The sequence below is a fragment of the Streptomyces gardneri genome (assembly GCF_006539185.1).
In the GTDB taxonomy this organism is placed as follows: domain Bacteria; phylum Actinomycetota; class Actinomycetes; order Streptomycetales; family Streptomycetaceae; genus Streptomyces; species Streptomyces gardneri.
Map to the genome: position 1 here is coordinate 85,201 of NZ_BJMN01000015.1, position 26,386 is coordinate 111,586.

Below are 26,386 nucleotides of genomic sequence, written 5' to 3' on the forward strand. Positions count from 1 at the left end.
CGGCCGACAACCGCCGGCCGGGGCCCAGGCGAATCGGGGCGCTAGAGATGGTCGTCCTGCCGGTCGACAACGCCTGACGGCTCCACGCGGCAGTCGTTGTCGTCGTGCGAGCCGGCTCGGACCGGGCTCGCACCGGCTCGGCCGGGGTCGGCGGCGGGTCGCATCATCGACCATCTGGGCCGATGCTCGCGTTCCAGCCGCAGAGGAGGTTTGCCAAGGGCACCGTACTCATCGTGGACGGCACCCTCGTGCCCACCCGCGATCACGCCGTGACCGAAGAACTGCCGGTACTCCACGAACCATCAGGTCGTGATCGACGCCGACACCCGCATGGTCGTGGTGGTTGGCCAGCCGCTGGCCGGCGACCACAACGACTGCAAGGCGTGGGAGGAGTCCGGCGCCAAAGCCGCCGTCGGCAGGACATTCACGATCGCCGACGGCGGCTATCTGGGCACGGGACTTGTGATCCCTCACCGCCGCGAGCGCGGCCCGGCCGAACTCCCGGCCTGGAAAGAGGAGCACAACCGCTCTCACAAGCAGGTTCAGGCTGCCGCCCCTTCGACTGCTCGAACGGTGAGCTGCTCGCAGACGATGCCCAGGCCCGCTGGAATGCCTTCCAGTCCTTCCGGGACAGGACGATCGCGTCTGAATCGTTGGGCGAGCCCTAAGGCAACTGCATTGGCCGGCCTCGGGACCCCCGGCGCGGTCAGGTCGTTGGGACGGCCTGCCGTTCGCGCCGGATTTACTTACGCGTCGGAGTGCTTCGGCAGGGCGAGCCAGTCCGACCAGGAGATCTCTCGGCCGAGGAAGCGCGGCTGCTCGAACGGCCAGTCGGCGGCGATCCACTGCGGCACCAGCTCGTAGAGGGCCTGCTCGACCTCGCTGTCCAGCCATTTCGAGCGAGAGACGGAGGTGGCATAGGAATCTCACGAGGCACTTGGCGCGGTCTGCCTCTTCCCTCCACGGCCGGATCTCAACGCGAAATAGGACGTCACCGCCGTCGCGACGAGAGGCAGGAGCGGATACAGAACTGCCGTCCCCCACGACGCGAAGCTCTTGTCCACCACCTCAAAGGTTCCCCACGGCGTTCTGGCCGCGGGCACCACGTCCCCTCGCTTGCCGTCATGACGCACCGTCACGGTGTTCATGCTCACGTCGCCCACAAGCCGACCCGAGCACTCAACGTGGCTTCCACTTCGACTGCTTTCGAGCCGGCACTGCGAAAGGCGAACCCGGACCTCATCCCCAGCCAGTCCCAGCCGCACGAGCCCGAGAGCCCCGGCCGACACCGTATCCCCAGAAACAGCACAGCAAGCACACTCCAGGCTACGGCCGCTATGCCCCACCCCTTAGTTGTCATGGAGCCAGCATGGCGCACCAGGATCAGGAACAACGGGGGACGTTCGTCCGGACGCAGCTGGGGAGAGAAGTCCGCACGCCGACACTTCCTACCGACCATCGCCGTTGTTCGCGCAGCGAGAGCTCCGCGAGACCCTGCACAACAAGATGGTGGGCCTGCAGAAAGACGTCCTCGGATGGAACCCGGACCAGCTTTTGCGCACCCCAGAGAGCGACATCGTCGAGCACCTCGTCGACAGACACTCCGTGCTCTGCCCTCAGCTCGACCAGGTCAGCAAGGGGAGTAGTGCGGGTGGATGGCGACCTTCTCCGCCCCGCCTGTCGTTGTCGCGCGCACCAGGTTGGGTCGTGCCCACTGGTCCCCTCCGTGAACGTGGTATGCCAGGGTGAGGCCCTCGCCGCCAAGGGCGACATCGACAAGAATCCCGGGCGGAGGGCGGCTCGATCTCGACGGAGTACTGCCGGTTCCGTCGCACGGGCGGGTGCCTCTGTTCAGTCGATCACGGCGGTGGCTTCGATCTCGACCAGGTGCTCGGGGATGTCCAGAGCCGCGACGCCCAACAGTGTGCCCGGCGGTACCGGGGTGACTCCGAGCTTCGTGGCCGCCCGGGCGATCCCGTCCATGAGCTGAGACATTTTGCCGGGCGTCCAGTCGACGACGTAAATGGTCAGTTTCGCCACGTCGTCGAAGGAAGCGCCGACCTCCGCCAGGGCGGCGCCGACGTTGAGGTAGCACTGCTCGACCTGGGCGGCGAGGTCGCCTTTACCAACGGTGACCCCGTTGACGTCCCAGGCGACCTGTCCGGCGATGAAGACCAACTTCGATCCGGTCGCGATCGACACCTGCCGGTAGGCGTCGACTTCCGGCAATCCGCTTGGGTTCACCAGGATGATGGCCATGCCGCGTGCCTCCCCTTGTTGTGAGCGCCCGTGAGTCCGTTGACATCAAGCCCACGAGACGGTTGCTCTCTTGTGGTTACTCAGGAACCGTAGGAGAGTGGCCGCTGACATGGAAGAACGCACTTTTCGGTGACTGGGGAACCTGATGGTGACCAAGCAGTTCACGGGCTCGCCCGACGAAGCAGACCTCAGGCGCGCGGACTCCCTGGCGCGGGAGATCTTCTCGGACGTCGCCAACAAGTGGGCGCTCCTGATCATCGAGGCCCTGGGGGACCGCACCCTGCGCTTCGGTGAAGTGCGGAGCGAGATCGAGGGCATCAGCCACAAGATGCTTACCCAGAACCTGCGCATGTTGGAGCGTTACGGTCTGGTCGAGCGGATGGTGCACCCTGTCGTGCCGCCGCGGGTCGAGTACACCCTCACCGAACCGGGCCAGGCCCTGCGGGTGACGATCGACGGACTGTGCGACTGGACCCACCGGTACCTCGGTCATATCGAGGCGTCCCGCCACCGCTTCGACGCCTGACAGATGGGCGCGCGCGTCGCCAGTGGCCGGGGCATCTTGGGGGGCGGTGCGACGGGCCGGCCTCGGCGAGAAATCTGGGGCCGGCAGGGTTGAGGGCCCTCAGCGGGAGGCGTAGCGGATCCAGGCGTCCGTGAGGCTCTGCAGCGCCGTTTCGGTGGCACCGCCGCCCTCCAGATGATCGGTGAAGGTCTGCGGCCGGTCCGGGCCTACATGCCAATATCTGGATCGGCGGAGGCCAGCCTTGCGCGCTCACAGGTGTCCCTTGAGCCGCCACGTGCCGCAACAGCCACGCCGTGAACCGCCCATCGGACCGTCCCTGTCTCCGAAGCCACCGACCTCGACTCACGGTACCGGGCCACCGATCGCCGACGCCCGGCGATCGACTCGCGCAGCGATTCGTCGGTCGCGGTCAAGCCTGCTTCCGGCGTTCTGGCTGCGGCAGGTGGCCAGTCTCAGGATGACGTGAAGCCAGCCCTGTTCGTGCACTCGCCAGTGCGCCCACGTGGGTACAGGTGAACGGGCTTGACACCGGCCGCATGGAGCAGTGCCATGAGTATGGATGGACGGGGGGCGGGATGAGCGACGAGGAACGCGACACTGAGAGCCAGGGCGACGTTTCCCCACGGCGCCCGGGTTCCCTGGATTTCCCAGACAGGTTCTGGACCGTGCTGCTCGCGCTGATCGTGCTGGGGCTGTTCCTTTACGGCCTCACGCGGGGCGAGGGTGGCGGAGGGCACTCCGACGGGTACACCGGTTGGCGTTGAGCAGACAGGCGCGGGTTCCGTCCGGCGAATCAGAGGCTGCGGGTCACCCACACCGTGCCCTTCCTCAGTTGGTTCAATTCGTGAACCAACTGAGGTGAAGAGCAGCAGTGGGGAAAATTCAAGATCGGCATCAACGGTCAGGCCTGCTTCGATCCGCGGCGCAGGCGGCGTGCTGTGAGGTAGCCGCCTGCCGCAGCGGCACCGGTGGCCAGGGTGAGGCCTATGCCCAGACTGAGACCGGACGGTCCGGATGTTCCGCCGATTCCCGCCCGGGTACCGCGACTCGGAACGACGGGGGCCGGAACGACGGGAGCCGCAGGCGGGGTGGCGGTGGCACTCGGGCTCACCGGCTGCACGGTGTCCGTGCTGGCGCGGCTGGGCAGTGCTTCGCAGGCGATGTGGTCATCGGGGCCTTGGTCTTCGTCGAGCCGGTTGGGGTCGCTCGTGTCGCGGTTGAACTCTGCCTGGGCATCTTCCTGGAAGCGGAAGTTCCGGCAGTCGAGATCCTGCGCGTGAGCGACGCCGGACAAGGGTGCGACAGAGGCGATGGCCAGGGCTATGCCGGCGACCACGCTGCGACTGCTCATGGGAAGACCTCCTCAGTGGTCTGCGAAGCGTCACCCCACGGTAGGAGCGGTCCACGCACGGAGCGTGTGACAGTAGGCCGAATGGGCATCACGCTGTGTGGCTGCGATCTCGTAGTCCAGCGGCCGGGGGTGCCCGGCCCATGCACCAAGCGGCCCTGGCGGCATGGCCTGGGCCGGGGCTTCCAGGGCATCCGCTGAATGTGCTTGCTCGTTGAGGCAGGTCCTGAACACCACGACGGGCGGATCTCGCTCAGGACCTCTTGCGGATGCAACTGCGGGATCACCACGGCCTCGCCGTGCTGGCCCCCCGGCTACCTGCACCGGCACGAGCGCGGCAAGCAGTACAGGGGCTCCGACCCGCAGCGACTGGTGGTGATGATCGCGTGCCTCCTTGAGGGCGACGCACCAGTGCGGTTCGACTTCACTGTCCAGGTCCAGGAGCTGGCGACCCGTGGAGAAGCTGCGGGCCCAGGTGGCGTGGCTCGTCGAGCGTGAGTTCCTCGCCCTGGACGGGGGCGTGGGCGGGGTGGTCAGGTTGTGGGTGAACCCGGCTCTGGCGTTCAGGCCCGGGACGGACCCGAGGCCGGCGGCGGCCCGGCACAGCCTGCCCGACCTTGCTGGCCGCGCCGAACGTGCGCGGCCTGGGCTTCGTGTACTGCGTGGTAGTCGCCGCGGGCAGCCCTGGCCCCTGATGCAGGCAGCCAGGAGCGAGGCGTCTTCCTGTACCCGTTCATCGGTGCGGGCGAGCCGAAGACGGAGGGCCTGGTCGTCGCTCCGCCGCTCGCCTCGACGGACGGCGACCTCGAGTTCCTGCTCAACAACCCTCGGTGAAGCGGTCACCTCCCAGAACTGAACAAGCTTGCGAGCCGCATGAGTTGAGGCCGCTCGCCGATGCCGTGCGCGGAAGCGCCGCCCGGTGCATTCCCGCACACCCGAACGAGCTCCAGCCGCTCGGCGAAGGCTCCTGGCTCACCGAAGGCGCCGACAGCAACCCCGTCCGCTGGTCGCGCACTCTTTTCTCCTCCCCACCTTGACCTCCGATGACGTTGCGATGATCGGGCTTCCGGGAACGTCAAATTGGGGTGTGCGTGGGGAACTACCCAGGAAGCGTGAAGCGAAGGCGCATCTTTGCGCTGAGGAGTTCGTAGCCGGCCAGTCCCGGTGCGCCGAAGGGGCTCGGTAGCGGGGTGATGCGACGGCGCTCGCGGTCGAGCACGTCGGAGACGTACACGATGATGTACGTCTCGTCCGTGCCGAGGTGGGCGGCCCGCTCCACCTCGGAGTCGCCGAGGGTGACCTCGCCGCTGCTGCCGACCGACGCTTTGACCTCGTAGAGGTATGTCTGGTCCCCGTTGTGGATGCGGAAGTCGTAGCCGAGCCGGTCGTCTCCCGGCCCGCCCGCGAGGACATGGGAGCGCAGGCTGGACTTCCAGGAGGTTTCCTCGGGAACTCCGAACCGCTCCCGTAGCCAGGCGCCAACCACCGTCTTCCCGGCGAGACCGATGGCTATGGTCTTGTCCTGATCGGGGGTGGAGGCGCGGTAGCCTCCAGTTCCGCTCCCTGCGCCCGATGCTTTACGGGTTCTGGCGACGACCGGTGGCATGGACCCGAGTGGGTGGGCAGGGGTGGCCAGTTGCTCAGCGGTCAGGTCGGCGGCGACCGCCCGGGCGAGTTTCCCTCAAATCATCAGGCCGCGTCGGCAGGGCTGTGCAGTTGCCCAGGACGGCCGGGTCCGGCCCAGTCGCCGCCGGGCCGGACCCGGATGGTGCGCCGGCACCGGAACGCTGCCCGGGCAGCCGCACCAGGGGCTTGTCCAGGCCCAGTTCGGCACGCCGGTCCGTCGCCGGCATCCCCTCGGGCCAGTAATACCCGTGGTCCTTGAGCCACCGGACGAGAACGGGTGAGGCGGTGACCGAGGGCCGCAACTCCCGGATCGGCACCGGACGGAAGGCGACGAGGTCGTGGCGGTCGACTCCTACGGCGACCGAGGGTCGCGACATCGACATTGACCCCGACAACGGGGAATTTCCGCGTAGTCGCGATCCCTCCCTACGTGGGACAAGCGAGAGGCGCCTGACGGGCGAAGGCCCATGGCAGGCGGAGGCTGGAGCGCCAGGCCGACCCAAGAGGCCGTCGACCAGAGACGCTGGAGCGCCAGGCCGACCCAAGAGGCCGTCGACCAGAAATGACCACAAGGAGGCTCCCCACCGCTGTGGTGGCTGCACGCGCTCTGCGGCATGCGGGCCTCCGCGCTCAGCGCGAGTGTACGGACCGGTTCCGATCCGGGCCGCTCCCGTTCGCCACCCGTGACGCGATGCGCCGTGCGGGCCTGCTTACCAGGTGACGCGCAGGGAAGCGTCGGGGCCGGCCGCGAAGGTGAGGCCGCTGACCGCCATGGTTCCATCGCTCCAGTGGAGGGGCGGTGTGTGTGTCCCTGCTTCCCACACGCCGCTGGATCCGGCGTCCAGGTTCGGCGTGCCTCGGTTCATGGGCGTGCGTGCCGGGTCTATGTGCCAAATGAGCAGACCGTCGCCGGGGAAGGAACGGTCGTACTTCCGAGCCCCGTCGGCTCTGCGACGTTCGAGGAGGAAGTACTCCGACACGCCATGATTCTGATGCCAGAGGATGACGGCCCCGTCCGGACGCTCTGCGGAGATCTCGGCGACATCCGCGCTTCCGTGAGCCTGCAGTTCGACCAGCCGGGGCTCGCACCAACCGAGTTGGAGCTTGTGCCAGGCGTCCAGGTGAACGGTCGCCTGGTCGTTCGAGTAGAAGGGGTACGCGCCCATCAGCGTCAGCAGGTAGTTCATACTGCCGGGGTTGTACATGTCGATGGTGCCGAGTGAATGAGTGACCTCGTGCGCTATCTGGTAGAAGGGTGTGAAGGGGCCGGCGAAGGCAATCTGCACCGCGAGGGTCACGGTCACCTCGGCGGGAGGGTGGCCTCCGAAGAGCTCGGTCGTCGCGTACACGGGCTCGTTGGGCCGACTCGCCGGGAAGCGCTGGCGGATATTCTCGATGACGAGCACCACGAGCTCGTCGCTGCTGACCAGTAGATCGAACGCGTCCCCGTCGATCCCGATGAACGCCCACGGCGAATAGTCGATGATTTTCTGAGCGACCTTCTGTATGTGCGTCGAATCGTCGGGGTTCCCGAACGGCCCCATGGGGAACGGGCCGTCTATCGCCACTCTGAAGAGGGAGAACCGACCGATCGAGCATTCCTCGACATAGCCTGCGAGCCCGGCGGGATTGACGGGGGAGTCCGTTGAGAACGGAGGGTCGGGGTGTCCGAAGGACAACTGGTCGTAGTAGGCGGGCGGGTGCACCGAGGCCAGTCGCGGAAAGTCGCCCTGCGCATTGTCGTCGTACTCCAGCAGGAGAACGAGGAGCGGACGCGATCCGAGGGCTTTCCTGCCCAGCACCCGCATGGATGCGTGGCCGAAGTCAGTGAGTGTGGGTGCCATGAGAACCAGCCCGGGTTCGTGGAATCACTCGACGGGCACAAGAGGCTCGGCGGCCGTCCCGGGGACGAGCCCATCCGGCTCTACCAGCCAATATCGCACACAGGCGCATCCCCCGCACTCCAGCGGGCGTAGCGCGAGGGGGGCGGTGCCGGCCTCGCGGTGCCGGATCCGTCAGAAAGGGCGCCCATCAGCACTTCCACCCATGTGGGGTTGCGTCCTTCCGCCTGGGCCGCCTCGATGATGCGCTGTGCGACCTCCTGATAGTTCGGGAGCGGCGGCCATTCGACATCGTCCCCGTCAGCCGCCTGCGGGAGGTGAGCCTTGATGATGATCGGGAGGTGGTTGTCTGCGGACCGGAGCGGCGCCAGGATCCGGGTCTCCCAGGTGCATGCGACCGTCTGCACGGACGAGGTGACCACCATGGCCGTGCCGACGAACTGCCGGCGTGCGGTGGCGACGTACCAGGCACGGTCACCGAGCTGGTAGGCCTCGATATCCCGCACGTCGAGGAGCTTCACCGTGACCTTGTCATCGAACAGCCACCCCTGGGCCTACGCGCGCTCGCCGTCCTGGGTCGTGACCTGGAACTGCGACCTCTTCCCGAGTGACCCCCAGGCCTGAAGAGAGCGATCGGCCACGAACGTGGTCTGCAGCTCCAGGAGGCCGCGGACGTCGGCCTCGTCGGCCGCGACGCTGGGGGCGATGGTTTCGAGCAGTTCCTCGAGGTTGGTCAGGTGGACTAAGCGTTTGCCTAGGTCGGCGACATCCTCGGCCATGGGGGAGGGGTACCCGGCACTGCCCTTGGTGAAGTCCCGGTCGTTGCTGCTGACGAAGTACACCGTCTCTTCCGGGTTGTCCCGGGCGTACTCGACAGCGGTGGGCCAGATCGCGACGTCCCGGGCGCCGACCTTCACCTGCTTCTCCCCGTCGCCCTTCGTGGTCGCGGGCGGCAGGATGTTCGCTTCGCGGTAGACGCCTTGGCGCAGGGCGTTCTCGCTCGTCGACAGGACTTCGAGGAAGCTGGCGTACTTCCTGCGTCACATCCTCTTGCCGACCGCGCTGGCGTGCGCGGCCTTCTGGAAGTCGACCCACTGGAGCACCGACGGAGTGTGCGGCCCTTCACCTCCACAACACCCGCCCCACCCACAACGATCGACACAGCGCCGCAGCCGCCGACAAGTACGACGGCAGACACGAACGACATCCGCGCTTGGGCACGTGCCAACGGCTACGACGTACCCGACCGCGCCCGCCTGCCTGTCGCGATCCTCGACGCCTGGAAGAGCCGGAAACCGATAGCCGCAGCGACTGCCAACGGAAACACGGAAGTTCGACCCGGATGAACCGGCCAGAAGCGCCGTTCGCGCGTCCTCGCACCGCTCACCCACCCAGACGACGCCCCCGGTCCTGCGCTCGTCACAGGGCCGGGCTCCCAACCGTCTTGTCGGTCAAGGCCTCTCGATTGGATCAGGCCGGGATGCGGGTCCCTGCGCCGCTGACCCTGATCCGCCGGTCGCTCGCCCGCAGTTCCACCGTGAGGACACCGGGACGCCCCATGTCCTCCCCTTGGTGGAGAGTGAGGACCGTCGCCTCGGGCACGAGTCCGAGCTCACGGGCGTACGCGCCGAAGGCGGCCGCCGCCGCCCCGGTCGCCGGGTCCTCCACCACACCGCCCACCGGGAACGGGCCGCGGACGTGGAACACCTCCGCAGAGGCGCGCCAGACCAACTGCAGCGTCGTCAGGTTGAGCCGGTGCATCAGGGCCTCCAGGCGGGCGAAGTCGTACGCCAGGTGGGCCAGGCGTTCTCGGGTCGCGGCAGCCAGGATCAGATGGCGGGCGCCTGCAAAGGCGATGCGGGGAGGCAGGGTGGGATCGAGGTCGCCGGCCGGCCAGTCGAGCGCGGCGAGTGCCTCTGCCAGGTCCTCGGCCGCGACCTCCTCGATGTGCGGCTCGACGCTCGTGAGTGTGGCCCGCAGTGCCCCGCCCTCGCGTGTCACGGTGACCGGCACGGTCCCGGCCTGCGTGGTGAATACCAGGTCGCCGGGGCCGATGCGCTCGCCGAGGGCCACGGCCGTCGCGACGGTGGCGTGACCGCAGAAGGGCACTTCCGCCTTGGGGCTGAAGTAGCGGATGGTGTACGCGCGCCCGGCGTCCGACGCGCCGGAGCCCGCTCGCTCGGACGGCGCTGTCAGGAACGCGCTCTCGCTGTAGCCGACTTCGGCGGCGATCGCGAGCATCTCCTCGTCGCTGAGGCCCGTGGCGTCGAGAACGATTCCGGCGGGATTGCCTCCCTCGGGATCGTCGGAGAAGGCGGTGTAACGCAGGACGTCGGGGGTTTTCCGTACGGAGTTCATGCCGGGAGAACGGCGCCGAGCCCCGAGGCAGTTCCCGAGGTACGGGGACCGTCTCGGAGCTCCGTGCCCGGACACGACCTACGGCGGTGAAAGCCGCACCCGCCAACAGCATCGGCCCCTCCCTCGTCCGTACCGGCGCCAGCGCAGGGTGATGCTTCCGGATGGACCATCACGGTGAGGGATGAGCAGCACCACCCGGTTCTTCGCGCAACCGGGCTAACCGGACAGCACGGACAACTCCTACCGCGCCCCTGGCCGGGCCGGAGTCGTGGTGGGCATGAAGTGCACCCACCTTCCCGGGCGCGGCCTCGTCGCCGCCGTCATCTCCTCCATCGGCGTCCGTCACGACGGCGCCCACGACCTCGTCCCCACCGGCCTGTACCCCGATCTCCGCCACGCGCTGCGCAACCCCCCGCCGACGACCCCACGATCGGGTGATACGCCACTGCTTCGAGAAGCCGCGGTACGGCACCCCTCCGTGCCCCGCCGTCGCAGACAACCGCGGGACGTGGTTGTCCCGGCTGCGGCCTCCTTGACCAGAAGGGAGTCGGCGGCCGGAGCGGGCGGCCGGGGTCGTTGGGATGGTGCTGGTCAGGGGGTCCGTGTGCGGAGCATGACGGCGTACAGAGGGGAGTCGGCGAAGGGCTGGCGTTCGCCGACCTTCTCGTAGCCCCAGCTCTCGTAGAGGGCTTGGACGCGGGGGTGGGTGGTGTCGACGAGGAGGGCTGCCAGCGGTTCGGGACGCTGGCCGACGAGCTCGGCGTGCAGCTGTTCCGACAAGCCGGTGGCGCGCCACTTCGGGCGGACCATCAGCTCCGACAGGTTGAATGTGTCGGTGGCGTCGGGGGCGGGGGAGAGGTACTCGCGCCACCACTCCCGCTCGTGTAGGGCCGGAGCGCCGTAGGCGTAGCCGGCGGGCTCATCGCCGTCGTAGGCGATGACGCAGTCGAAGCCGGGCAGGCCGCTCCAGTGGTCGACGAACCAGGCGAACCGTTCTTGGTCGTGGAACTCGTCGGTCTCGGTGGCGTAGGCGTCGGCGTGGACGTCGAGGAGTATCTGCCGGATCCGGGCCGCCTCCTTCTGTCCGTAGTGTCGGAGGTTGTAGGCGGGGGTCACGGGCGGCTCCATTCGGTGCGGTAGCGGTCGGCCCAGTCCATGGCGATGGCGGAGCCGGGGGCGAGGGTGATCAGGTCGCGGTGGAACTCGCCGAGCAGCAAGCGCATACGGCCGGGCAGCGGGGCGCCGCGCATCTCGTCGAAGACCTTCGCGGTGGTGACGGTTGCCAGCTCGACGTCCCCCTGGTGGAGCTGGGCGAGCGACAGGCGGGCGGTGGTGAGGGCCCGGTTGCGGCGGAACGTCTCCGGCAACACAGCCAGGGCCTGGAAGGAGGCTGCCTCGGCGTCGGCCGCGTCGCCGAGACGGTCGCGGACGATCGCGGTGAGCGCGAAGAGCTCGGCGGGCCCGTAGAACGCGATCCAGCTCGACCGGGGCAGGTCCGGGTCCGCCTTGGCGAGCGAGGCGGCAGCGAGGTCGAGCGCTCGCAAGGCCTGGTGACCCTCGTTCAGGTGTGCGTGGGCGATGGCGGTACGGGCGTGCGCGAGGCTCGCGTACAGCGGATCGCGCCGGGTGACGGCGGTCGCCTTCGCGGCCTGGCCCGCGGCGAGGGCAGGCGTCCACGCACGACCAGGCGGCGGTGGCGGTGAAGTCGGCGGCGAGGGTGAAGAGCTTCCGCCGGGTGCGCTGGGTGGCGGACCGTCCTTGGAGGGCGACGGCCTCCGCCGCGCCGGCGAGCGCGGCCTTCTCGACCCGGTCGTGGCCGCCGCGCTGGTCGTCGAGGGCGTTGACGGTGTCGAGCTGCTGCCGCAGGCGCAGGACGTCGCCGCTGCCGACGGACGGGGCGGCGCCGGACAGTGCGGCCGCGCCGGCGGCGGACGCGACGGTGAGGAAGGTACGGCGGAGCACCGGGTCCTCCGGGTCGGCGCGGTGCTTACGGCGGTCGGGCGGGGCGAACCCTAAGTCCGCCGCCGAGCGGCCGCTGACCTGCTCCAGCGCCATCCTGGCCTTGCTCTGGGGCCAGGTTGTCTCGCCTGAGCGCCACTTGCGCACCGTCACCTCGGACAGCTCGCCCCGCACCGAGGTCCGCTGCGTGACGTCGCGGATGACCGTGTTCAGGGCCTTGGCGAGTTCGAGCGCTGTCCAGTCGTTCATCGCCATCCAGGCGATGAACACCTCATTCCGTACATGGGGCATCCCTCCACGGTAGAGGCGGGCGGCACCGCCGCGAAGGTCAAGGAACAGTCAATTCGCTACGTAACTCGCGGGCAAGGAGCGCCACTTCGATATGCACCCTTCAGCCCCGGGCGCGGTTGTCTGGATGAGACGCCGACAACCGCCTTCGGGAGGCGAACCCCGTGTCCGACATCCAGCAGCACCCGCCCGCCCTCGCACGCCGCGATGCCGCCACGACGGTCGCCCTGTACGCGACCGACCCCGACCCCGACCCCGACGTCCTGAGGGGAATGCTGGCGGCCGCGGTCGCCGTCGCCGCCGGACGTGGCTGGGCGATCGTCGACGACGGCACGATCGGGGACGAGACTGCCTGCTGACGCAGGCGCCCCAGTCCCGGCCGGGCTGGGACCGCCTCCGCGGCCTCGCCGAGCAGCGCCGGATCAGCCTCGTCGTCGTCCCGACATTCGGGCACGTAGCGGTGCAGGAAGCGCTGTTCGGCCTGCCATATCGACCAGGTGAACCCGATGGATCCGCGCCGGTGCCGGTCTGGGACAGGCGCATTCCAGGGCCCAGCTCGTCGAGGCACTGCACCGAGCGCTCGACCGCACCTTCGCCGCGCTGCCCGCCCCCGTACCGGAACCCTGAGACCGCTGCGCAACCGCGCGGCGATGCCGTCCGCTGGTCCCCTCGCCGCCGCCGTAGCGGCGCGACCCGAAGGAATGCGCCCATGATTCTCGTCAGGAGCCGCGAGCGGTGCGGCAGCGGCACGGACCGCTTCACCGCTCAGTCGGGGCCGGTCGTGTGCGCCTCGGGCACCGCGCTGTTGGTGGTCGGGTGGTCGGCGTGATGCCTCCGGCGGCCGGGTGGGGGACCGCCTCTTCACGCTCCGGGACGTCGGGCTGTCTTCTGTGCTGGTGGGTCCGCGTAAGTGGCTGACGGCGCTGTGCTCGATCACCGGTGGTGCGATGACCGCCGGCCAGTGGCAGGACGCGGCTCCGGGGGAGCGCTTCCGGACGATCTGCTGAGGCGTCGGGCTCGCATACCGCGGCACGACTGGGCCGCCCCGGTCAGGCGCTCTTCTCCATGCCCGGGCGCAGCCGGGCGAGCAGGTCGTAGAGGGTCGTGCTCTCGGCCGCGTCGAGGGTGTCGAGTGCGCCGCTGGTGGCCTGCATCTCCTCGCGGACGCGGCGGATGATGTCCCGGCCCTCGTCGGTGGCCACGACGTTCTTGACGCGGCGGTCGGAGGGATCGGGCTCGCGGCGTACCAGGGAGCGGGCCTCCAGGCGGTCGATGATGCCGGTGACGTTGGACGCGTCGCACACGAGCAGGGTGGCGAGGGCGCGCATCGGCAGCGGGCCGTTGAGCTGTGCGAGGACCTTCGCCTGGGTGGAGGTCAGACCGTGGTGGGCCGCGGCGGCCGCGAAGTCGCGCCACTGGGCCGTGCCGATGGCGGCGAGGAGCTCCATGAGCTGGAGCTTGGTGGGGGTCCCGGAGGTCGTCGTGCTCATGGGTCGAGCCTACTCAGAACACTTGACATTATCAATTGTTTACTTGACCACCTCAAGTATCTGGGTCTACCTTCGGCGAAGTACTTGATGACATCAAACATCGATGATCTGAAGCTCCCGCGTCACCGGAAAAGGCCCTCCCTGCCATGAGTCATGCCCCCACACCGCCCGCCGCCGATGCCCGGCGCGAGACGGTCATCGTCTTCGCCCTGAGTCTCGCCGCCATGGTCGTCTCGATGATGCAGACCCTGCCGGTCCCGATCCTCGGCCTCATCCGCACCGACCTCGGCACCTCCACGGCCAACGTGAGCTGGGTGACCACCGCCACGCTGCTCTCCGCCGCCGTCTTCACCCCGCTGCTCGGCCGCTTCGGCGACCAGCACGGCAAGAAGCCCACCCTCGTCGCCGTCCTCGGCGTCATGGTCGTCGGCTCCGTCGTCGCCGCCCTCGCCACCTCGCTGCCCCTGCTGATCCTCGGCCGCGTCCTCCAGGGCGCCGCCACCGCGATCTTCCCGCTCGCCCTCTCCGTCCTGCGTGAAGAGGTCAGGCCACAGAAGCTGCCCGGCGCCATGTCCCTGGTCAGCGGCACCCTCGCCTTCGGCAGCGGCCTCGCGCTCGTCGCGACCGGCCTGCTCACCTCCGGCTCCGACGCCGACTACCGCAGCGCCTTCTGGATGGCGACCGGCTTCGCCGCGCTCGCCCTGCTCGCGGTCGTGTTCCTCGTCCCCGCGACCCGCCACAAGACGGGCGGCCGGACCGACTTCCTCGGCGCGCTGACCCTCGGCATCACGCTGCTGCTGCTCCTGCTGCCCATCTCGCAGGGCCATGAGTGGGGCTGGGCCTCGGCCCGGACGCTCGGCAGCTTCGCCGGCGCTGCCGTCATGGCGGTCGTGTGGGTCCTCGTGGAGCGGAAGGTCCGCGAACCGCTCGTCGACATGAAGATGTTCGTCCACCGCCCGGTCCTCATGGCCAACCTGGCCGGCATCCTCGTCGGCTTCGGCATGTTCGCGAACTTCCTGGGCGTCTCCTACCTCGTCCAGATGCCCGAGGCCCTCACCGGCTACGGCTTCGACGCGTCCATCCTGCGTGCCTCCGTGCAGTTCCTGCTGCCCGGTGCGATCGTCTCGCTGCTCGCCTCACCGATCGGCGGCCAGCTGGTCCGCCACCGCGGACCGCGCACGGCCCTCGCCCTGGCCGCGGGCCTCGGCGCTGTCGGCTTCGCCTGGCTCGCCCTCGGTCACGGCCACACGGCGTCGGTGATCGGGGCGGGGATCGTCGTCGGCGCGGCCGTCAGCTTCGGTTACGCGGCCATGCCGGCCGTCATCATGTCGAGCGTCCCGCACCACCAGAGCGGCATCGCCAACGGCATCAACTCCATCTCCCGCTCCACGGGCAGCGCGATCGGCAGCGCGGTCGTCACCACGATCCTCGCCTCGCAGACCATCGAGCACCTCCCGGCCGGCGTCCCGCCGCTGCCGGCGGAGTCCGGCTTCACCCTCACGTTCTGGATCGGGGCCACGGCGTTCGCCCTGGTCGCGGTGATCGCGGGCCTGGGCCTGCGGGCGCGCGCGGCGACCCACCCGGCTGCGGGGACGCCGTCGGCCGCCGCCCCCGCTCCCGAGAAGGAGCCGGTGTCCTAGTCGCCGTCCTGGTAGCGGTCTCTTCGCCGGAGCGGCGCTCGGAGTCCGGTCGACACCTGGGGTGTCGACCTCCTCACCGAGCGTCGCTCCGGCGAATCTTCACATCGGGCAAGAGGAGGAGGACCCTCCCCTTGTGCCGCCCCTCGGTGCGACGGTGGCCGCGCTCCCGTCGTTTGAGGGGTCTATGTCCCCTTGCGTTCCGCCCGGGCGACGGAGGGCAGGGCCTGAATCGAGGAGCGCGGCGGCGCTCGGCCCAGTCGTTGAGCTGCATGCAAACCGAGGGTTTGAGGTACCGCTCGGCGACCCATCCGACGGTCCCCGCCCGGATGCCGGAGCGCGACCGCTCCGCTCAGACGGCTCGAGTCGACATGATCGGGCAGCTCTCTGCCCTTCCCGCTTCGACTGTGATGTGGGGTTCCGCAGACGGACAGGACTGGCCGTGTAGGAGCGCGCCCAAGGGACCGACCGCCGCATGGCCGTGCCCGCCCGAGCCGTGGAGCCGACTGGGCCCTGTCCGGCGGATCAGGCTCTGGCCCGCTTCTCACCGGCACTCCTCGCCCCCGCGGTGCGCGGGGTCGGGTGCGCACAGCCAGCCGTTGATGGCGAAGCGGCTGTCCCCGTGCTGCCTTCCGGGGCACACGACCGGTCGCACCTCGTGCCAGGCGGTGGGCAGGAAGAACACGATGCTGTCGTGCTCGGGTTCCCAGTCCCGCCAGGTACGTTCTTCCCACGCTCCGGTCGTCTCGGTGTGCAGCGGCAGGGCGGCGTCGAAGACGCGTAGCTCGCCGCCGCCGAAGGGCCGGGGCGTGCGGTGCAGGTAGTACACGAACGTGAGCAGACGGCGGGGGGCGTACGCGGCGCTGGTGTCCTGGTGCGGCCCGTAGTAGTCCCCGTCGTTGTGCACGTTGAGGCCGTAACTGGGCTCGGTGTAGCGGCAGTCGACTCCCAGCGTGTGCTCGAGGGCCTCCCGGACGTCGTCGATGGCTGCCAGCAGCTCAGGTGCCTGGAAGTCGGGGCACGACCGGGACTTGCGCAGGTCGGGGGCCAGCTCCCGGTCCCGGACCAGAGAAGGCTTCAGCCGGTCGCCCGTGGAGGCGATGGCGCGCTCGAGCAGGAGGCCGGCCGCCCGCTCGCCCAGGAACCCGGTGATGCGGCAGACCGTTGCCGGAAGCCGCCAGATCGCCTCCGTGGACACCGGCGACAGACCGCGCGCCGTCATCGCCCCGCCTCGGACGGGGCCATGGCCGCGCCCTCGCGCAACCGGGCCACTTCGGCCCCGAGCTCCTCCACCTGGCGTTGGAGCGCCTGGATACAGACCAGGGCCACGCCGAGGCCGTCGACGACGGGGATCCTGGTGTCGTCCCGGTTGAAGCCGAAAGCCGCGTGCCAGTCCTGGGCCATCGGCCCGAGGTGACGGACGTCCTCGGGCTCCCACACGTAGCGCCAGGTGCTGACCGGCAGCGCGGCCACGGTCTCCAGGACGGCGAAGCCGTTGACCGCGCTGACCGGAGCCACGGCGATGCCGTCCCGCGGAACTGCCGCGCCAGGGTTCGGAGAAGCGTCGCCGACTGCCCGAGCCCGCCGGTGGAGGATCCTCATCGTCACCGGCTCCAGTCGACCGGGACCACGTCCTGCTTGAGCCCGCGGTCACTGCAGAGCGAGCACGGAGCGCCCGGCACCCCGGGCCCCTGGTCGGTACCGACGGTGATGGCCCCGTGGGCCCCGACGGGAGCGTGTACGCCGTCGCCGACGAGCGCGGCTTCGTAACCGCCGAGCAGCTCCTGAAGGGTTCCCGGACCCAGGTTCTCCGGGGCGGTGATCGAGGCCACGCCGTCGTAGTCGGTGAAGGCGGCCCCCAGCGTCCGGCCGCCGACGGTGGCGAACACGATCTTCGCTCCACGGATGGGCTCCCCGGTGATGGCGTCGGAGGCCATCGCGTGAATGTTCTCCAGTTGCATCTGGGTGACGTTCAAGGTGGCCTGGCTGGTCGTGAGCCTGACCGGCTTCAGGCTGGGGCATTCCGCGCCGCTGCACGGCGCGGGTGACGAGGGGGCCGCGGTCGCGGCGACACCGCTCCCCGCCCCCAGCGACGCCAGAGCGGCTGCCATCACCGCGACGGTCCTACGACCAACAGAACCCATGTCCACTCCTTGGGAGCCGCCCGGGCGCGCTCCGCACCGGCGTGGAGGGCCGGGACGGTCCTGGCGCATGCGGCACTCGACCGGTGTCGCCTCCTGTGGGACGACGCGAACGACCGTAGCCACACCCGTCCGGCATACGCGTCCGATGAACACGAGTACGCACCATCTGATGAACCACGGACGGCACTGTGACGAACGCGGACGATTCATACCGGCCAGCGGAGTGCCACCCTGAGCACCCGGGCACTGATCCGCCGGACACTGCCTAGGTCCGCGTCGGCGGCCTGTTCCAGGGGCAGGACGTCCGTGGTTGGCGTCCGCACCGCAACCGGCTCGCGGTGGAACTGGCACTGCTGACGGCGGGGATGCGCCTTCAGGAGTGGTCGACTCTGCTGCTGTCGGAGCTCGATCTCGCCGACGGGCCGGTGCCGCCGTGGACGGATGTGGACTTGGCGGCGTGCGCGAAGTGCGGGCGGCCCCCGCTCGGTCTATGTGCCCAGGGACGCGATGGACCTGTGCGTCCCCTACTTGCTGCTGGAGCGGCCGCAGATCGTGGCCGCGGCGCAGCGCACCCTGCGGCGGCAGGCTGATCGGCTGTTCGTGGTCCAGTGCGCTACACGGGTGACTACAACGGTGACGGCAAGGACGACATCGTCACGTTCACCCACACCGCCTCGGCGGACGTGTACGTAGGGGTGTCGAACGGCTCCTCGTTCGGCGGCGGCCAGAAGTGGCACGACTACTTCGGGCTGCCCGGCGAGACCACCTTCTGACGAGGAGGACGCGAACGGACAGACCGTGGCGGGGCGTCGGCGAGTGTCGCCGGCGCTCCGACCCGCGCCTTCGCTCCGGCGCACACTCACGGGAAGGTGGTCGCCGGAGCGTGGTGGTCGGGAACGTGCCGAGAGGAGGCGGGTCCCGTCAAGGGCCGGGCGCGGGACCCGTCGCACTCGAACGGACCTGGAGGCTCGTCTGCAGCACCATCGTCTGCTGGGGCCTGTCCTTCCCGGCGATACGTTCCAGCAGCAGGCCGACCGACGCCCGGCCCAGGTCGTACGACGGCAGCCCGACCGTGGACAGCGACGGTGCGATCAGGGACACCCAGGGCGCGTCACCGAAGGACAGCACTCCGAACCGTGGCGGCTCCCGGCCCGCAGCCCGAAGTGCCTCGAGGGCGCCGACCGCCATGAGGTCGTTCGTCACGAACACCGCGTCCGGTGGCTCCTCGTTCGCCAGCAGGTCGCGCATCGCTTCCCTGCCGCTCTCCGTCCCGGACTCGGCGTACCGGATGAGCTCACGCAACTGCGCCTGGTCCTGGCCTTGTTCACGCCGGTACTCTCCCATGGCCACGCGGTATCCGGTGAGCCGTTCCTCCGCGGCGGAGGTGCCTTCCGGGCCGGTGATGCACGCGACGCGGCGATAGCCGCTCCGCAGCAGGTGGGCGGTGGCCTGCTCACCGCCGTGCTGGTTGTCGATCACGACGGCGTCGACCGCCGCGCCCAGTGGCCGCCTGTCGACCGCCACCACCGGCATCCCGGTGAACGGGGACAGATCGGTGCGGCTGCGCGAGGCGGCAGCGATGATCACGCCGGCCATCTGCTCGGCCAGCGCGGTGTCGAGGTAGCGGCGCTCCTTGTCGAGGTCCTCGTCGCTGTTGCACAGGACGACCGAATGGTTCTTCCGCTGGGCGGCGTCCTCGACACCGCGGGCCAGTGAGGCGAAGTAGGGGTTCTCGATGTCCGGGACGATCAGACTGATCACGCTGGACCGCTGCATCCGCAGGGCCCGGGCCACCCGGTTCGGGGCGAAGCGCAACTCTGCCGCGGAACGCAGGACGCGTTCGGCGAGTTCGGTGGTGACCCGTCCGCCGTTGAAGACCCGGGAGACGGTGGCAGCCGACACCCCGGCGGCTCGTGCCACGTCGTTGATCGTTGCCACAGCGGTGAAGAGCCCCTCGTCCGGGCGCGGGAGTCGACCGCGCAACATGTGCAGTGCCCGAGAACTGTACGGGCGGACCACCGGGGTGGGACAGCGGTGAGGTATCGCGTCGGTGCCTGCTCGCGGAGGGGCCGCGTGGACGGTCCCGGAGGAACCGGGCGTGGTGACCTGGCGACGTCGGTCCCTCTCCGTGAGACCCTGGGCGAGCCGCCCCGAACTGCGGCTTACGCGGAACGTTTTCGGGGATGATCCCGTGCCGCTAGCGTGAGTGGCCGCACTCTGGCCGTACGGGAGAGGTGACTGCGGCGTGGACGACTTCTTCGCGAGGGCGGAGAGCCAGAACCGCGCCCGCCTGGTTCGCACCCTCTACGAACGGCGCGACCGGCTGGAGGCAGCGCCGTTCTCAGGGGCCTGCAACCGGTCTCCGCGGCGGGACAAAGTATGGGCCGGGTGCCATGCCTACAGCAGGAAGTCGACCGCGCAAGCTGATGCGCTTCGCGAGATCGGAGACAGCCGGCCCCACAGACGGCGAAGGGGCGAGCGTTTTCGTGGGAGCCAGAGGATCCGAGTGATCAGGTTCGTCGCTCTCGTCAAAGGCCCCGACACCAACAATGAGCACTCGTGTCAACGCGTCCCCCCGGCTTGCTGCACCCACGACAATCCTATGATTCGTCCGTCCGTTCCGCGGACCGAAGGCCCGGGCTCCGGGGCGCAGGGGTGAGACCGGCGTAGAGGGTGCGGTGGCCCACGATCGGGATGTGCTGCCGTCCTCGACCTCGAACAGGATCCCGGCTCTGGTTTTGACACCGACTTCCGGCATCGACACCAGGCCCCTTCAGAAGAGGGTGGTCCTCCAGAAGGGTCTCGATCCGCCCGGCCATCAGTTTCCGTTGATGAGCACGGCCGCCAGCGAAGCGGCCAGGCTCGGAACGATCAGCGCAGTCGCCCGGACCCAGCGCGGGGACCACGACTTCGGCTCCCTCCGGAACACCCCCGCCCGCGCAGGGACCGCAGGCAAGCCCCCAGATGGCCGACGCCCGGCTTCCGGAGACGTCGGTGGCGTTTCTTGGCAGAAGTCGGAGTGCCCGTGGCCGTCGTTCCCCACTTCTGTGCTCCACTCGCCGATGAGTCGATGAGCCTGAGCGCTTCACGGCCCCATCACAGGGGCCGCGGCCCCATAAGGTGATGGAGGGTTGGCCGCGCGTTGGGTTCAAAGGTCTGGCTCACCTGCGTGGAGCCGGCTTGTCAGTGCCCCACCGTAACGTTGCGGCGTGGCCACACAATCACTGAGCGTTTTCAGGGTGGCCACTGATCGAGTGACGCCGGGGAGGTTGAGGTGAGGGCCGCAACGGACAAGGCTCCCGTGCCGTTGGGGGAGGTGTTCGAAGTCTCAACCCATCAGCACAGGAGCCTCGTTGGTTCCCTAGCCTGCCGCACTCGACCTCCCGCATGCCCTCGTCGAGTGGGTCACGATGCTCATCCTCACCCGTGAGGGTGACCGGCGGTGCAAACTCTCGCCGCACCAGCGCGCGCTCGTCGCTCTGGTGTACCTGCGCCGGCACGACACGCTCAGCCGGGTCGCGTCCGGCTTCGGGATATCCGTCGGCACCGCCCACGCGTATGTCACCGCCGTGACCGACCTGCTCGCCGACCGGGCCCCGGGCCCGCTCAAGACGCTGCGCGAGCACGATCCGGAGTTCGTCCTGCTGGACGGGACCCTCGCCGAGTGCGACCGCGTCGGCGACAGCCGAGCCGACTACTCGGCCAAGCACCGCCGGCACGGCGTGAACGTCCAGGTCGTCACCGACCCCACTGGTGAGGTCCTGTGGATCTCGCCCGCGCTGCCCGGCCGCACCCACGACCTGACAGCGGCCCGCACCCACCGCATCATCCGGATCTGCGAACGCCAGGGGATCCCGATCCTCGCCAACCGCGCCTACCAGGGCGCCGGCCCCTGGGTCACCACCGGACTCAAACGGCCACCGGGCGGTGAACTCACCCTCACCCAGCGCACCGCCAACCGGGCCCTGGCCGGGGCGAGGGCGCCGGTCGAACGCGGCATGGAACGGCTGAAGTCCTGGCAGATCTTCCGCAGATCCCGCATCAGCTCCAACCGCATGACCGTCATCGCCAAAGCCGTCCTCACTCTGGAGAGGCAACGCTGACAACGCTCACTGAACGGCGTTGGATCTAGGCGAACCGAGGCGGGGCTTCCTGTTCCGGAGGTTCTGCCGTCGGACTCGGAGTCGCGGCGGGAAGCCGACTGTCCCCACCGTAGAGGGTCAGGGCGGCACCGTATTCCTGGCGTAGATGCTCGAAACGGCCCGGGTCGACATGCTGGCCCGTGGCTTCCCCGAGGAGGCGATGGTATCGACTCAGGTTGTCCAGCCGAGAGCTCAGTCTGATGGCGGACCGAACGGGGCGTCGCAGCCACCAGGAGCGGATCCACTCGGCCGGACGGGCGACCAGCGCCTCGGCGTAGCCGCCCACGTCGAGCGGATTGGCGGCCGCGTTGACCACGCCGGGCACGATGTCGATGAGCTGGTCCACCGTGCCGGCCGCGGCCTGGTCGTGCGGGTCGAGGTCGCCGCGCAGGGCGTCCAGAGCCGCGTTGAGTCGATGACGGGCGGCCTTGGCGTCGCCCAGGGTCGAGCCGGACTCAAGAGACTGCTGGAGCTCGGCCAAGGCTCGACGGAGTTTGCGGTGCTGGTGGCGCAAGTCGTCCACCGCCATGGCGATGTCGCCGTGTGCGCGGAGGTGGTTGAGGAAGAGAGCCAGCGCGGGCGGCAGGTACAGCGGGGCCGGGTTCTCGTCCTCGTACACCTCGTCCACGGTCGTACGGAAGGAGTCGGCGACGACCTCGTAGACGCGGTCCTGGACGGTGCGGCGCACGTGATCCGTGATGAGGTGGTAGGCCGGTAGCCGGTGGAGGGACGGCAGGAACGGAATGCGGAGATGGGCGGAGACGCGCCAGTAGACGAAGGTGCGCAGATGCGAAACGCCTCCGTATATCGCGCCGCTGTGGAAGTAGCCGATATTGGAGAGCATGGTCCAGCCGAGCGTGCGCAACGGATCGGACTGGAGCTCGGGGCGCGAGGACCAGATGCGGCCGGCGGAGAGATCACCCTCCACCTCGCCGCGCATGACCGAAGCGATCCCCCGGCCACGAGGATTCGTGGATTCCCCGGACTCGTCCGGGTGGGCGAGCAGGAGGCGGACACTGTTGGCCACGTCTTCTCCGGACGCGAGTCCGCGTGGGCTCCAGGGCTCCTGGAAGGTTTCCGCGTCGCGCAGAAACCCGGTGAGTTCGTCTGCGATGTTCGCTGAGAGAGCGCGGGTGTCGACAGGTCGGAGGATGCGACGGTCGAGCAGGACTTGTCGCAGGGGCAGCGTGTCGGCGTCGTGTGGAAGCTGCGCGTCGAGGACGTAGAGCTCGTCGTAGAGCAGCAGCGCGTCAAGCAGCGTCGCCAAGTGGACCAGGCGCTCGGCCGTGTCGGGCGTCCTCGCCAGCGGGTGACCCATCCGGATCCCGGGCGCGTCAGCGCCCAACAGGAGCCGTGCTGCCTCACACAGCATCGTCTGGTCGATCAGCACTCGACTGGGCTTCGAGGTTGCCACGTCGTCTCCCCCTGCGATGACCGGCCGGACTCACCCGCCCATCTTGCACGATGTCTTCCCGCCCAACTCGCAATTAGGCCGGGTGTGTTCGCCGTCCTCGACAGGCAAGCGGCGCGAGGGGGAGCGGTGTTGACGGATACCTTCTGTCGTCGCCGCGCATTGCCAGACTCGGCACGTCCGCCCAGGTCACACCCGTACGCAGGACGTAGACGATCCCGCGCAGGGCCGCACGGTCGTCCGCCGGCAGCCGGCCCGGATACCGCCGACGTCGCGGCGGTCGAGGCGGGAGCAACGGGGCGACACGATGCCACAGGTCATCAGGCACAAGATCATCCGACACCCGCAGAACTCTGCCGCCCACCAGCCCAACTTCCAAGCCCCCGAGCCAAACTCATTCTGAAATGATCAGTTAGAGCGATCGGGCGGCGGCCCACACGGCTCCCTGTCGAGGAAGAGGCCGGCGCTGAGCGCGGAAGGCGGGTCAGTTGTCCGGAGTGCGCGCGGTGACGCGCGTCCCGGGGTGGGCCAGCGAGCACAGGAACGCCACGGCCAGGGCGATCGCCATGCCGTAGAACACCCACTGGTTGGCCTCCGCGAAATCCATCCGGATCGCGTCCCCCGCCCCTTGCAGGGCCTTCGCTACCGGCCCGTCACCGGGGGGACCCTGGCCGTCCGGGTGACCGGTGACCGCCTCGGCGACCTTCTCCGCGGTGGCCGAGGCCTCGGACGGCGGCAGCCCGCGGTCTTGGAGCGTGGCGGTGATGCGGTCCGTGGAGACATGGGACAGCACGGTGCTGAATACGGCCATGCCGATGGCCGCCGCGTAGTTGCGGATCGTCTGGGTGATCCCCGTGACCTCGCCGTACGAGGCGTCGATAGCCCGGTTGACGGCGTCGGTGGAGGCCGGCGCGAGCAGGAAACCGATGCCGGCGCCCGCCATGGCCGCGTAAGGCCACTGGTCGTGCATCGACAGATCGGTCATCTTCTGCGCCCAGAGGTAGAACCCGACCGCGCCGAGCGCGCAGCCGAGCTTCATGGCCGGGCGGGCGCCGCGCTTGTCGAGGATCCGTCCACCCCACTGGGAGGCGAGGCCGAAGCCGATGAAGAAGTACAGCAGGAAGAGCGCGGCCTGGTTCGGAGAGGCGCTGAGCGACACCTGGGCGTACACGGACGAGAAGAAGAACACCGGTACGAAGGCGAGCATCGCGAAGAACAGCACGAGACTGTCGACGGTGAAGGCCCGGTCCCGGAAGACGTCGAAGTCGATCAGCGGGTGGGCGGTGCGCCGCTCGTAGCCGAAGAACACCACCAGGACGAGCAGGCCGCCGACGATGCAGGCCCAGGTCGCGACGCTGCCCCAGCCCCAGGACGAGGCCTGCTGGAAGCCCAGCACACTCAGGCCCATGCCGACGGCGACCAGCGCGGCGCCGACGATGTCCAGGCGCTCGGAGCGGCGGCTCTCGGGGATCCGGGCGAGCACGGCGAGCACGATGGCGATGATGGCCACCGGCACGTTGACCCAGAAGATCGCCCGCCACGTCCACGCGGTCAGCCAGCCGCCGAGCAGGGGTCCGACGGCGGTGAGGGCGCCGGAGAGTCCGAAGAAGAGCGCGAGGGCGCGACCGCGACGGTCGACGGGGAAGACGGCGATGACGACGGCCAGCGCTGCCGGGAACATCAGGGCAGCTCCGAGACCCTGGGTTGCGCGGAAGACGACCAGCCAGGTCTGGGCGAGGTCGCCGGAGGGCACACAGCCGCAGAGAACCGAGGAGATGACGAAGACCAGGGTGCCGATCAACATGACGCGGCGATGCCCGAACAGGTCGGAGAGCCGGCCGCCGAGCGCGAAGAACGCGGCGAGGGACAGCAGGTACGCGTTGACGACCCACTGCATGCCGGAGGCGGTCAGGTCGAGCTCGTCGGTGATGTTCGGGGCGGCGATCGAGACGATGGTCTGGTCGATGAAGGTCATCGACACCGCGAAGAGCATGGCTGTGAGCGCCAGCTTCTGGCGGGGCGCCTCGCTGCGGACGGCCCCGGTCGGCGTGGGGGGTGGGGAAGTACGTGCCATGTTCGGATGATCGTCCCGGGGCACCGTGTGTGCATGCCGAGGCCGCCGCCCCGGGGGCCGGCGGCGCCGAAGAGTGACCCGTTCGGGTGGGCGGTGTCTCCGGTCCTCCGTTCGGTGGGCGGTGCCCGAGTGTGGCCGCCGTGCCCGGGGCGGCGGTGGTGCCTGGGGGTGTCTTTCCGACCCCCTCATCTGGCTCGACACATGATCGACACAAGACGCCCCCTAGGCCGGCTGGACAGGCTGACGCTGACGGTCCGCGACGACCGGGATTGCAGCGAGGCCCCTGTGCTAGGCGCCGGTCCGACCGTGGAGGAGCGGGGGGCGGTGATCTTCGGGCCCTTCCGCTTCCAGCCGGGAACTGACCGCGCGGACGGGCTTCGGCATCAAGGGCAGGCTGCTCGTCACAGCAGACCTGCGGCGCGGCATCAGCTACAACATGGTCGTGGACAGCTCGGACGACATCGTCATCTCGGGCAGCTCCGACGGCAAGTACGCCGTCCTGTGCTGCCGGGCCACTGGCGCCGCCGACGACAGCTTAGGGAAGTCCTGCCTGGGCATCGTCCCGACGGACGAGGAGGCCGACGGCGTGGTGGTGGCGGTCGGTGTGGACGGCCAGGTCGTCACCGCAGGTCCGCTCGGCGCGGCCATCACCCCCGAGGGCGAGGCCCAGGGTGGCTTTGGAACGAAGGGGGGTGGCGCTCGACTTCGGCACCACGGAGCAGAGCCTGAGTGCGGTCCTTGTCGAGGCGGACGGTCACGTCGTCGTGGCAAGTACGGCCGGCGACCGGATCGCCCCCGGCCGCTACACATCCGACGGTAAGCCGGACTCCGCCTTCGGTCACTGAGCACAGGCCGCATGGACACGGGTGGCGGGCGGCCATGGCTGCTCGTCGAAGGCCCGGCCGACGTCGGGGCGGCGTCAGGCCCGGCATGCCGGGCCGATGGCCCCGAGGGGTAACGTCGACGAATCCGTACATCACGTCACCTCACCACCGGGAGAACCCGCGACCGACAGCAAGAACATCAACAACCCCGTGGGCCAGGGTGGCGGCCAGCGCAAGTGGCAGTCCCGCGCCGAACGGCAGAACAACGGTCGGTCCGCACCGCAACCTCGACCGCCAGGGCGCCGCCGACAAGAAGGCGGAGCTCGTGCGCAAGATGCGCGAGAAGGCCCGGGCGGCCGAGGCCGCCGCCGCGCAGGCGAGCGACGGCACCGCGCGGAGCTGAGACACCGCCGCCGAGGGCCGCACGGTGGGGGTATCGTCGTCCGGTCACGGACGGCA

General features: G+C 69.4%; 23 protein-coding genes and 5 pseudogenes. 10 read left to right on the forward strand and 18 right to left on the reverse strand.

Annotation, left to right across the window (positions count from 1 at the left end; genetic code table 11):
* Positions 1-147 precede the first annotated feature (147 nt).
* Positions 148-549: pseudogene (locus SGA01_RS13290) on the forward strand (transposase); the annotation flags it as partial.
* Positions 550-746: 197 nt separating this feature from the next.
* Here SGA01_RS13290 and SGA01_RS13295 read toward each other — a convergent pair.
* Positions 747-884: pseudogene (locus SGA01_RS13295) on the reverse strand (N-acetyltransferase); the annotation flags it as partial.
* A 967-nt stretch (positions 885-1,851) separates the two neighbouring features.
* Entirely contained in the window at positions 1,852-2,259 is a 408-nt protein-coding gene (locus tag SGA01_RS13300) for a RidA family protein (RefSeq protein WP_141296726.1), read from the reverse strand.
* 145 nt (positions 2,260-2,404) lie between these two features.
* On the opposite strand from SGA01_RS13300, the gene SGA01_RS13305 reads away from it, so the two are divergent.
* Both SGA01_RS13305 and SGA01_RS13315 read left to right on the forward strand, forming a co-directional pair.
* Complete coding sequence (locus tag SGA01_RS13305; RefSeq protein WP_141296727.1) at positions 2,405-2,785, forward strand: winged helix-turn-helix transcriptional regulator; 381 nt, start codon at positions 2,405-2,407, stop codon at positions 2,783-2,785.
* A 575-nt stretch (positions 2,786-3,360) separates the two neighbouring features.
* Positions 3,361-3,549 (forward strand): hypothetical protein, encoded by a 189-nt coding sequence (locus tag SGA01_RS13315; RefSeq protein ID WP_141296728.1) that lies wholly within the window; start codon positions 3,361-3,363, stop codon positions 3,547-3,549.
* Between the two features lie 137 nt (positions 3,550-3,686).
* Here the strand turns inward: SGA01_RS13315 and SGA01_RS13320 are convergent, their stop codons facing one another.
* The 5 genes from SGA01_RS13320 to SGA01_RS41900 all read right to left on the reverse strand — a co-directional run bounded on the left by SGA01_RS13320 (position 3,687) and on the right by SGA01_RS41900 (position 8,517).
* A complete protein-coding gene (locus SGA01_RS13320) occupies positions 3,687-4,136 on the reverse strand; it encodes an excalibur calcium-binding protein (RefSeq protein WP_141296729.1) in 450 nt (149 codons plus the stop codon).
* Between the two features lie 1,096 nt (positions 4,137-5,232).
* Positions 5,233-5,619, reverse strand: a complete 387-nt coding sequence (locus tag SGA01_RS13325; RefSeq protein ID WP_167534078.1) for a protein NO VEIN domain-containing protein — start codon at positions 5,617-5,619, stop codon at positions 5,233-5,235.
* 850 nt (positions 5,620-6,469) lie between these two features.
* Positions 6,470-7,603 (reverse strand): metallopeptidase domain-containing protein, encoded by a 1,134-nt coding sequence (locus SGA01_RS13330; protein ID WP_141296731.1) that lies wholly within the window; start codon positions 7,601-7,603, stop codon positions 6,470-6,472.
* A gap of 80 nt (positions 7,604-7,683) precedes the next feature.
* Positions 7,684-8,121: a hypothetical protein gene (locus tag SGA01_RS13335; RefSeq protein WP_141296732.1), complete on the reverse strand. Its 438-nt coding sequence runs from the start codon at positions 8,119-8,121 to the stop codon at positions 7,684-7,686.
* Positions 8,122-8,154: 33 nt separating this feature from the next.
* Complete coding sequence (locus SGA01_RS41900; RefSeq protein ID WP_229918429.1) at positions 8,155-8,517, reverse strand: hypothetical protein; 363 nt, start codon at positions 8,515-8,517, stop codon at positions 8,155-8,157.
* A gap of 195 nt (positions 8,518-8,712) precedes the next feature.
* On the opposite strand from SGA01_RS41900, the gene SGA01_RS41905 reads away from it, so the two are divergent.
* Positions 8,713-8,946, forward strand: a complete 234-nt coding sequence (locus SGA01_RS41905) for an Lsr2 family DNA-binding protein (RefSeq protein WP_229918441.1) — start codon at positions 8,713-8,715, stop codon at positions 8,944-8,946.
* A 124-nt stretch (positions 8,947-9,070) separates the two neighbouring features.
* On the opposite strand, the gene SGA01_RS13345 is transcribed toward SGA01_RS41905, so the two are convergent.
* The 3 genes and pseudogenes from SGA01_RS13345 to SGA01_RS43120 all read right to left on the reverse strand — a co-directional run bounded on the left by SGA01_RS13345 (position 9,071) and on the right by SGA01_RS43120 (position 12,208).
* A complete protein-coding gene (locus SGA01_RS13345) occupies positions 9,071-9,958 on the reverse strand; it encodes a PhzF family phenazine biosynthesis protein (RefSeq protein ID WP_141296733.1) in 888 nt (295 codons plus the stop codon).
* A 591-nt stretch (positions 9,959-10,549) separates the two neighbouring features.
* Positions 10,550-11,074, reverse strand: coding sequence for a GNAT family N-acetyltransferase (locus tag SGA01_RS13350; RefSeq protein ID WP_229918428.1), 525 nt, complete (start codon positions 11,072-11,074; stop codon positions 10,550-10,552).
* Positions 11,071-12,208 (reverse strand): annotated as a pseudogene (locus SGA01_RS43120) (NsdA family TPR-like regulatory protein). Before SGA01_RS43120 ends, SGA01_RS13350 begins: the two are co-directional and overlap by 4 nt.
* Positions 12,209-12,369: 161 nt before the next feature.
* Here SGA01_RS43120 and SGA01_RS13360 point away from each other — a divergent pair.
* Positions 12,370-12,564: a hypothetical protein gene (locus tag SGA01_RS13360; RefSeq protein ID WP_141296735.1), complete on the forward strand. Its 195-nt coding sequence runs from the start codon at positions 12,370-12,372 to the stop codon at positions 12,562-12,564.
* Positions 12,565-13,254: 690 nt separating this feature from the next.
* Here SGA01_RS13360 and SGA01_RS13370 read toward each other — a convergent pair.
* A complete protein-coding gene (locus tag SGA01_RS13370; RefSeq protein ID WP_055645678.1) occupies positions 13,255-13,695 on the reverse strand; it encodes a MarR family winged helix-turn-helix transcriptional regulator in 441 nt (146 codons plus the stop codon).
* A gap of 146 nt (positions 13,696-13,841) precedes the next feature.
* On the opposite strand from SGA01_RS13370, the gene SGA01_RS13375 reads away from it, so the two are divergent.
* Positions 13,842-15,335 (forward strand): MFS transporter, encoded by a 1,494-nt coding sequence (locus SGA01_RS13375; RefSeq protein ID WP_141296737.1) that lies wholly within the window; start codon positions 13,842-13,844, stop codon positions 15,333-15,335.
* Positions 15,336-15,876: 541 nt separating this feature from the next.
* Here SGA01_RS13375 and SGA01_RS13380 read toward each other — a convergent pair.
* The 3 genes from SGA01_RS13380 to SGA01_RS13390 form a co-directional block, all read right to left on the reverse strand.
* Entirely contained in the window at positions 15,877-16,554 is a 678-nt protein-coding gene (locus SGA01_RS13380; protein ID WP_141296738.1) for a 2OG-Fe(II) oxygenase, read from the reverse strand.
* A complete protein-coding gene (locus tag SGA01_RS13385; protein WP_229918425.1) occupies positions 16,551-16,850 on the reverse strand; it encodes a tail fiber domain-containing protein in 300 nt (99 codons plus the stop codon). Before SGA01_RS13385 ends, SGA01_RS13380 begins: the two co-directional genes overlap by 4 nt.
* Before the next feature lie 86 nt (positions 16,851-16,936).
* Complete coding sequence (locus SGA01_RS13390; RefSeq protein ID WP_229918424.1) at positions 16,937-17,443, reverse strand: hypothetical protein; 507 nt, start codon at positions 17,441-17,443, stop codon at positions 16,937-16,939.
* 641 nt (positions 17,444-18,084) lie between these two features.
* Here SGA01_RS13390 and SGA01_RS13395 point away from each other — a divergent pair.
* Positions 18,085-18,249, forward strand: coding sequence for a hypothetical protein (locus tag SGA01_RS13395; protein WP_229918423.1), 165 nt, complete (start codon positions 18,085-18,087; stop codon positions 18,247-18,249).
* Positions 18,250-18,397: 148 nt separating this feature from the next.
* Here SGA01_RS13395 and SGA01_RS13400 read toward each other — a convergent pair whose 3' ends face one another.
* Positions 18,398-19,396 carry a LacI family DNA-binding transcriptional regulator gene (locus SGA01_RS13400; RefSeq protein WP_229918422.1) on the reverse strand — a complete coding sequence of 333 codons (999 nt, stop codon included), beginning with the start codon at positions 19,394-19,396 and terminating at the stop codon, positions 18,398-18,400.
* 1,490 nt (positions 19,397-20,886) lie between these two features.
* Between SGA01_RS13400 and SGA01_RS13405 the strand changes: the two genes are divergently transcribed.
* Positions 20,887-21,579 (forward strand): transposase family protein, encoded by a 693-nt coding sequence (locus SGA01_RS13405; protein ID WP_141296740.1) that lies wholly within the window; start codon positions 20,887-20,889, stop codon positions 21,577-21,579.
* Positions 21,580-21,604: 25 nt separating this feature from the next.
* Here SGA01_RS13405 and SGA01_RS13410 read toward each other — a convergent pair whose 3' ends face one another.
* The 3 genes and pseudogenes from SGA01_RS13410 to SGA01_RS13420 form a co-directional block, all read right to left on the reverse strand.
* Positions 21,605-23,032, reverse strand: coding sequence for a hypothetical protein (locus SGA01_RS13410; RefSeq protein WP_141296741.1), 1,428 nt, complete (start codon positions 23,030-23,032; stop codon positions 21,605-21,607).
* Between the two features lie 166 nt (positions 23,033-23,198).
* Positions 23,199-23,372 (reverse strand): annotated as a pseudogene (locus tag SGA01_RS41920) (transposase); the annotation flags it as partial.
* 141 nt (positions 23,373-23,513) lie between these two features.
* Positions 23,514-25,103, reverse strand: coding sequence for an MFS transporter (locus SGA01_RS13420; RefSeq protein WP_141296742.1), 1,590 nt, complete (start codon positions 25,101-25,103; stop codon positions 23,514-23,516).
* A gap of 692 nt (positions 25,104-25,795) precedes the next feature.
* On the opposite strand from SGA01_RS13420, the gene SGA01_RS41000 reads away from it, so the two are divergent.
* Together SGA01_RS41000 and SGA01_RS13425 are read left to right on the forward strand one after the other, a co-directional pair.
* Positions 25,796-25,948, forward strand: a complete 153-nt coding sequence (locus SGA01_RS41000; protein ID WP_167534079.1) for a hypothetical protein — start codon at positions 25,796-25,798, stop codon at positions 25,946-25,948.
* Between the two features lie 177 nt (positions 25,949-26,125).
* A pseudogene (locus tag SGA01_RS13425) lies at positions 26,126-26,330 on the forward strand (DUF6243 family protein).
* The last annotated feature ends 56 nt before the right edge of the window (positions 26,331-26,386 follow it).

Bases quoted from the DNA above. Each gene is read 5' to 3' on its own strand.
- SGA01_RS13300 (WP_141296726.1), bottom strand. From the start codon at position 2,259: ATGGCCATCATCCTGGTGAACCCAAGCGGATTGCCGGAAGTCGACGCC.
- SGA01_RS13305 (WP_141296727.1), top strand. From the start codon at position 2,405: ATGGTGACCAAGCAGTTCACGGGCTCGCCCGACGAAGCAGACCTCAGG.
- SGA01_RS13315 (WP_141296728.1), top strand. From the start codon at position 3,361: ATGAGCGACGAGGAACGCGACACTGAGAGCCAGGGCGACGTTTCCCCA.
- SGA01_RS13320 (WP_141296729.1), bottom strand. From the start codon at position 4,136: ATGAGCAGTCGCAGCGTGGTCGCCGGCATAGCCCTGGCCATCGCCTCT.
- SGA01_RS13330 (WP_141296731.1), bottom strand. From the start codon at position 7,603: ATGGCACCCACACTCACTGACTTCGGCCACGCATCCATGCGGGTGCTG.
- SGA01_RS13345 (WP_141296733.1), bottom strand. From the start codon at position 9,958: ATGAACTCCGTACGGAAAACCCCCGACGTCCTGCGTTACACCGCCTTC.
- SGA01_RS13370 (WP_055645678.1), bottom strand. From the start codon at position 13,695: ATGAGCACGACGACCTCCGGGACCCCCACCAAGCTCCAGCTCATGGAG.
- SGA01_RS13375 (WP_141296737.1), top strand. From the start codon at position 13,842: ATGAGTCATGCCCCCACACCGCCCGCCGCCGATGCCCGGCGCGAGACG.
- SGA01_RS13380 (WP_141296738.1), bottom strand. From the start codon at position 16,554: ATGACGGCGCGCGGTCTGTCGCCGGTGTCCACGGAGGCGATCTGGCGG.
- SGA01_RS13390 (WP_229918424.1), bottom strand. From the start codon at position 17,443: ATGGCAGCCGCTCTGGCGTCGCTGGGGGCGGGGAGCGGTGTCGCCGCG.
- SGA01_RS13405 (WP_141296740.1), top strand. From the start codon at position 20,887: ATGCTCATCCTCACCCGTGAGGGTGACCGGCGGTGCAAACTCTCGCCG.
- SGA01_RS13420 (WP_141296742.1), bottom strand. From the start codon at position 25,103: ATGGCACGTACTTCCCCACCCCCCACGCCGACCGGGGCCGTCCGCAGC.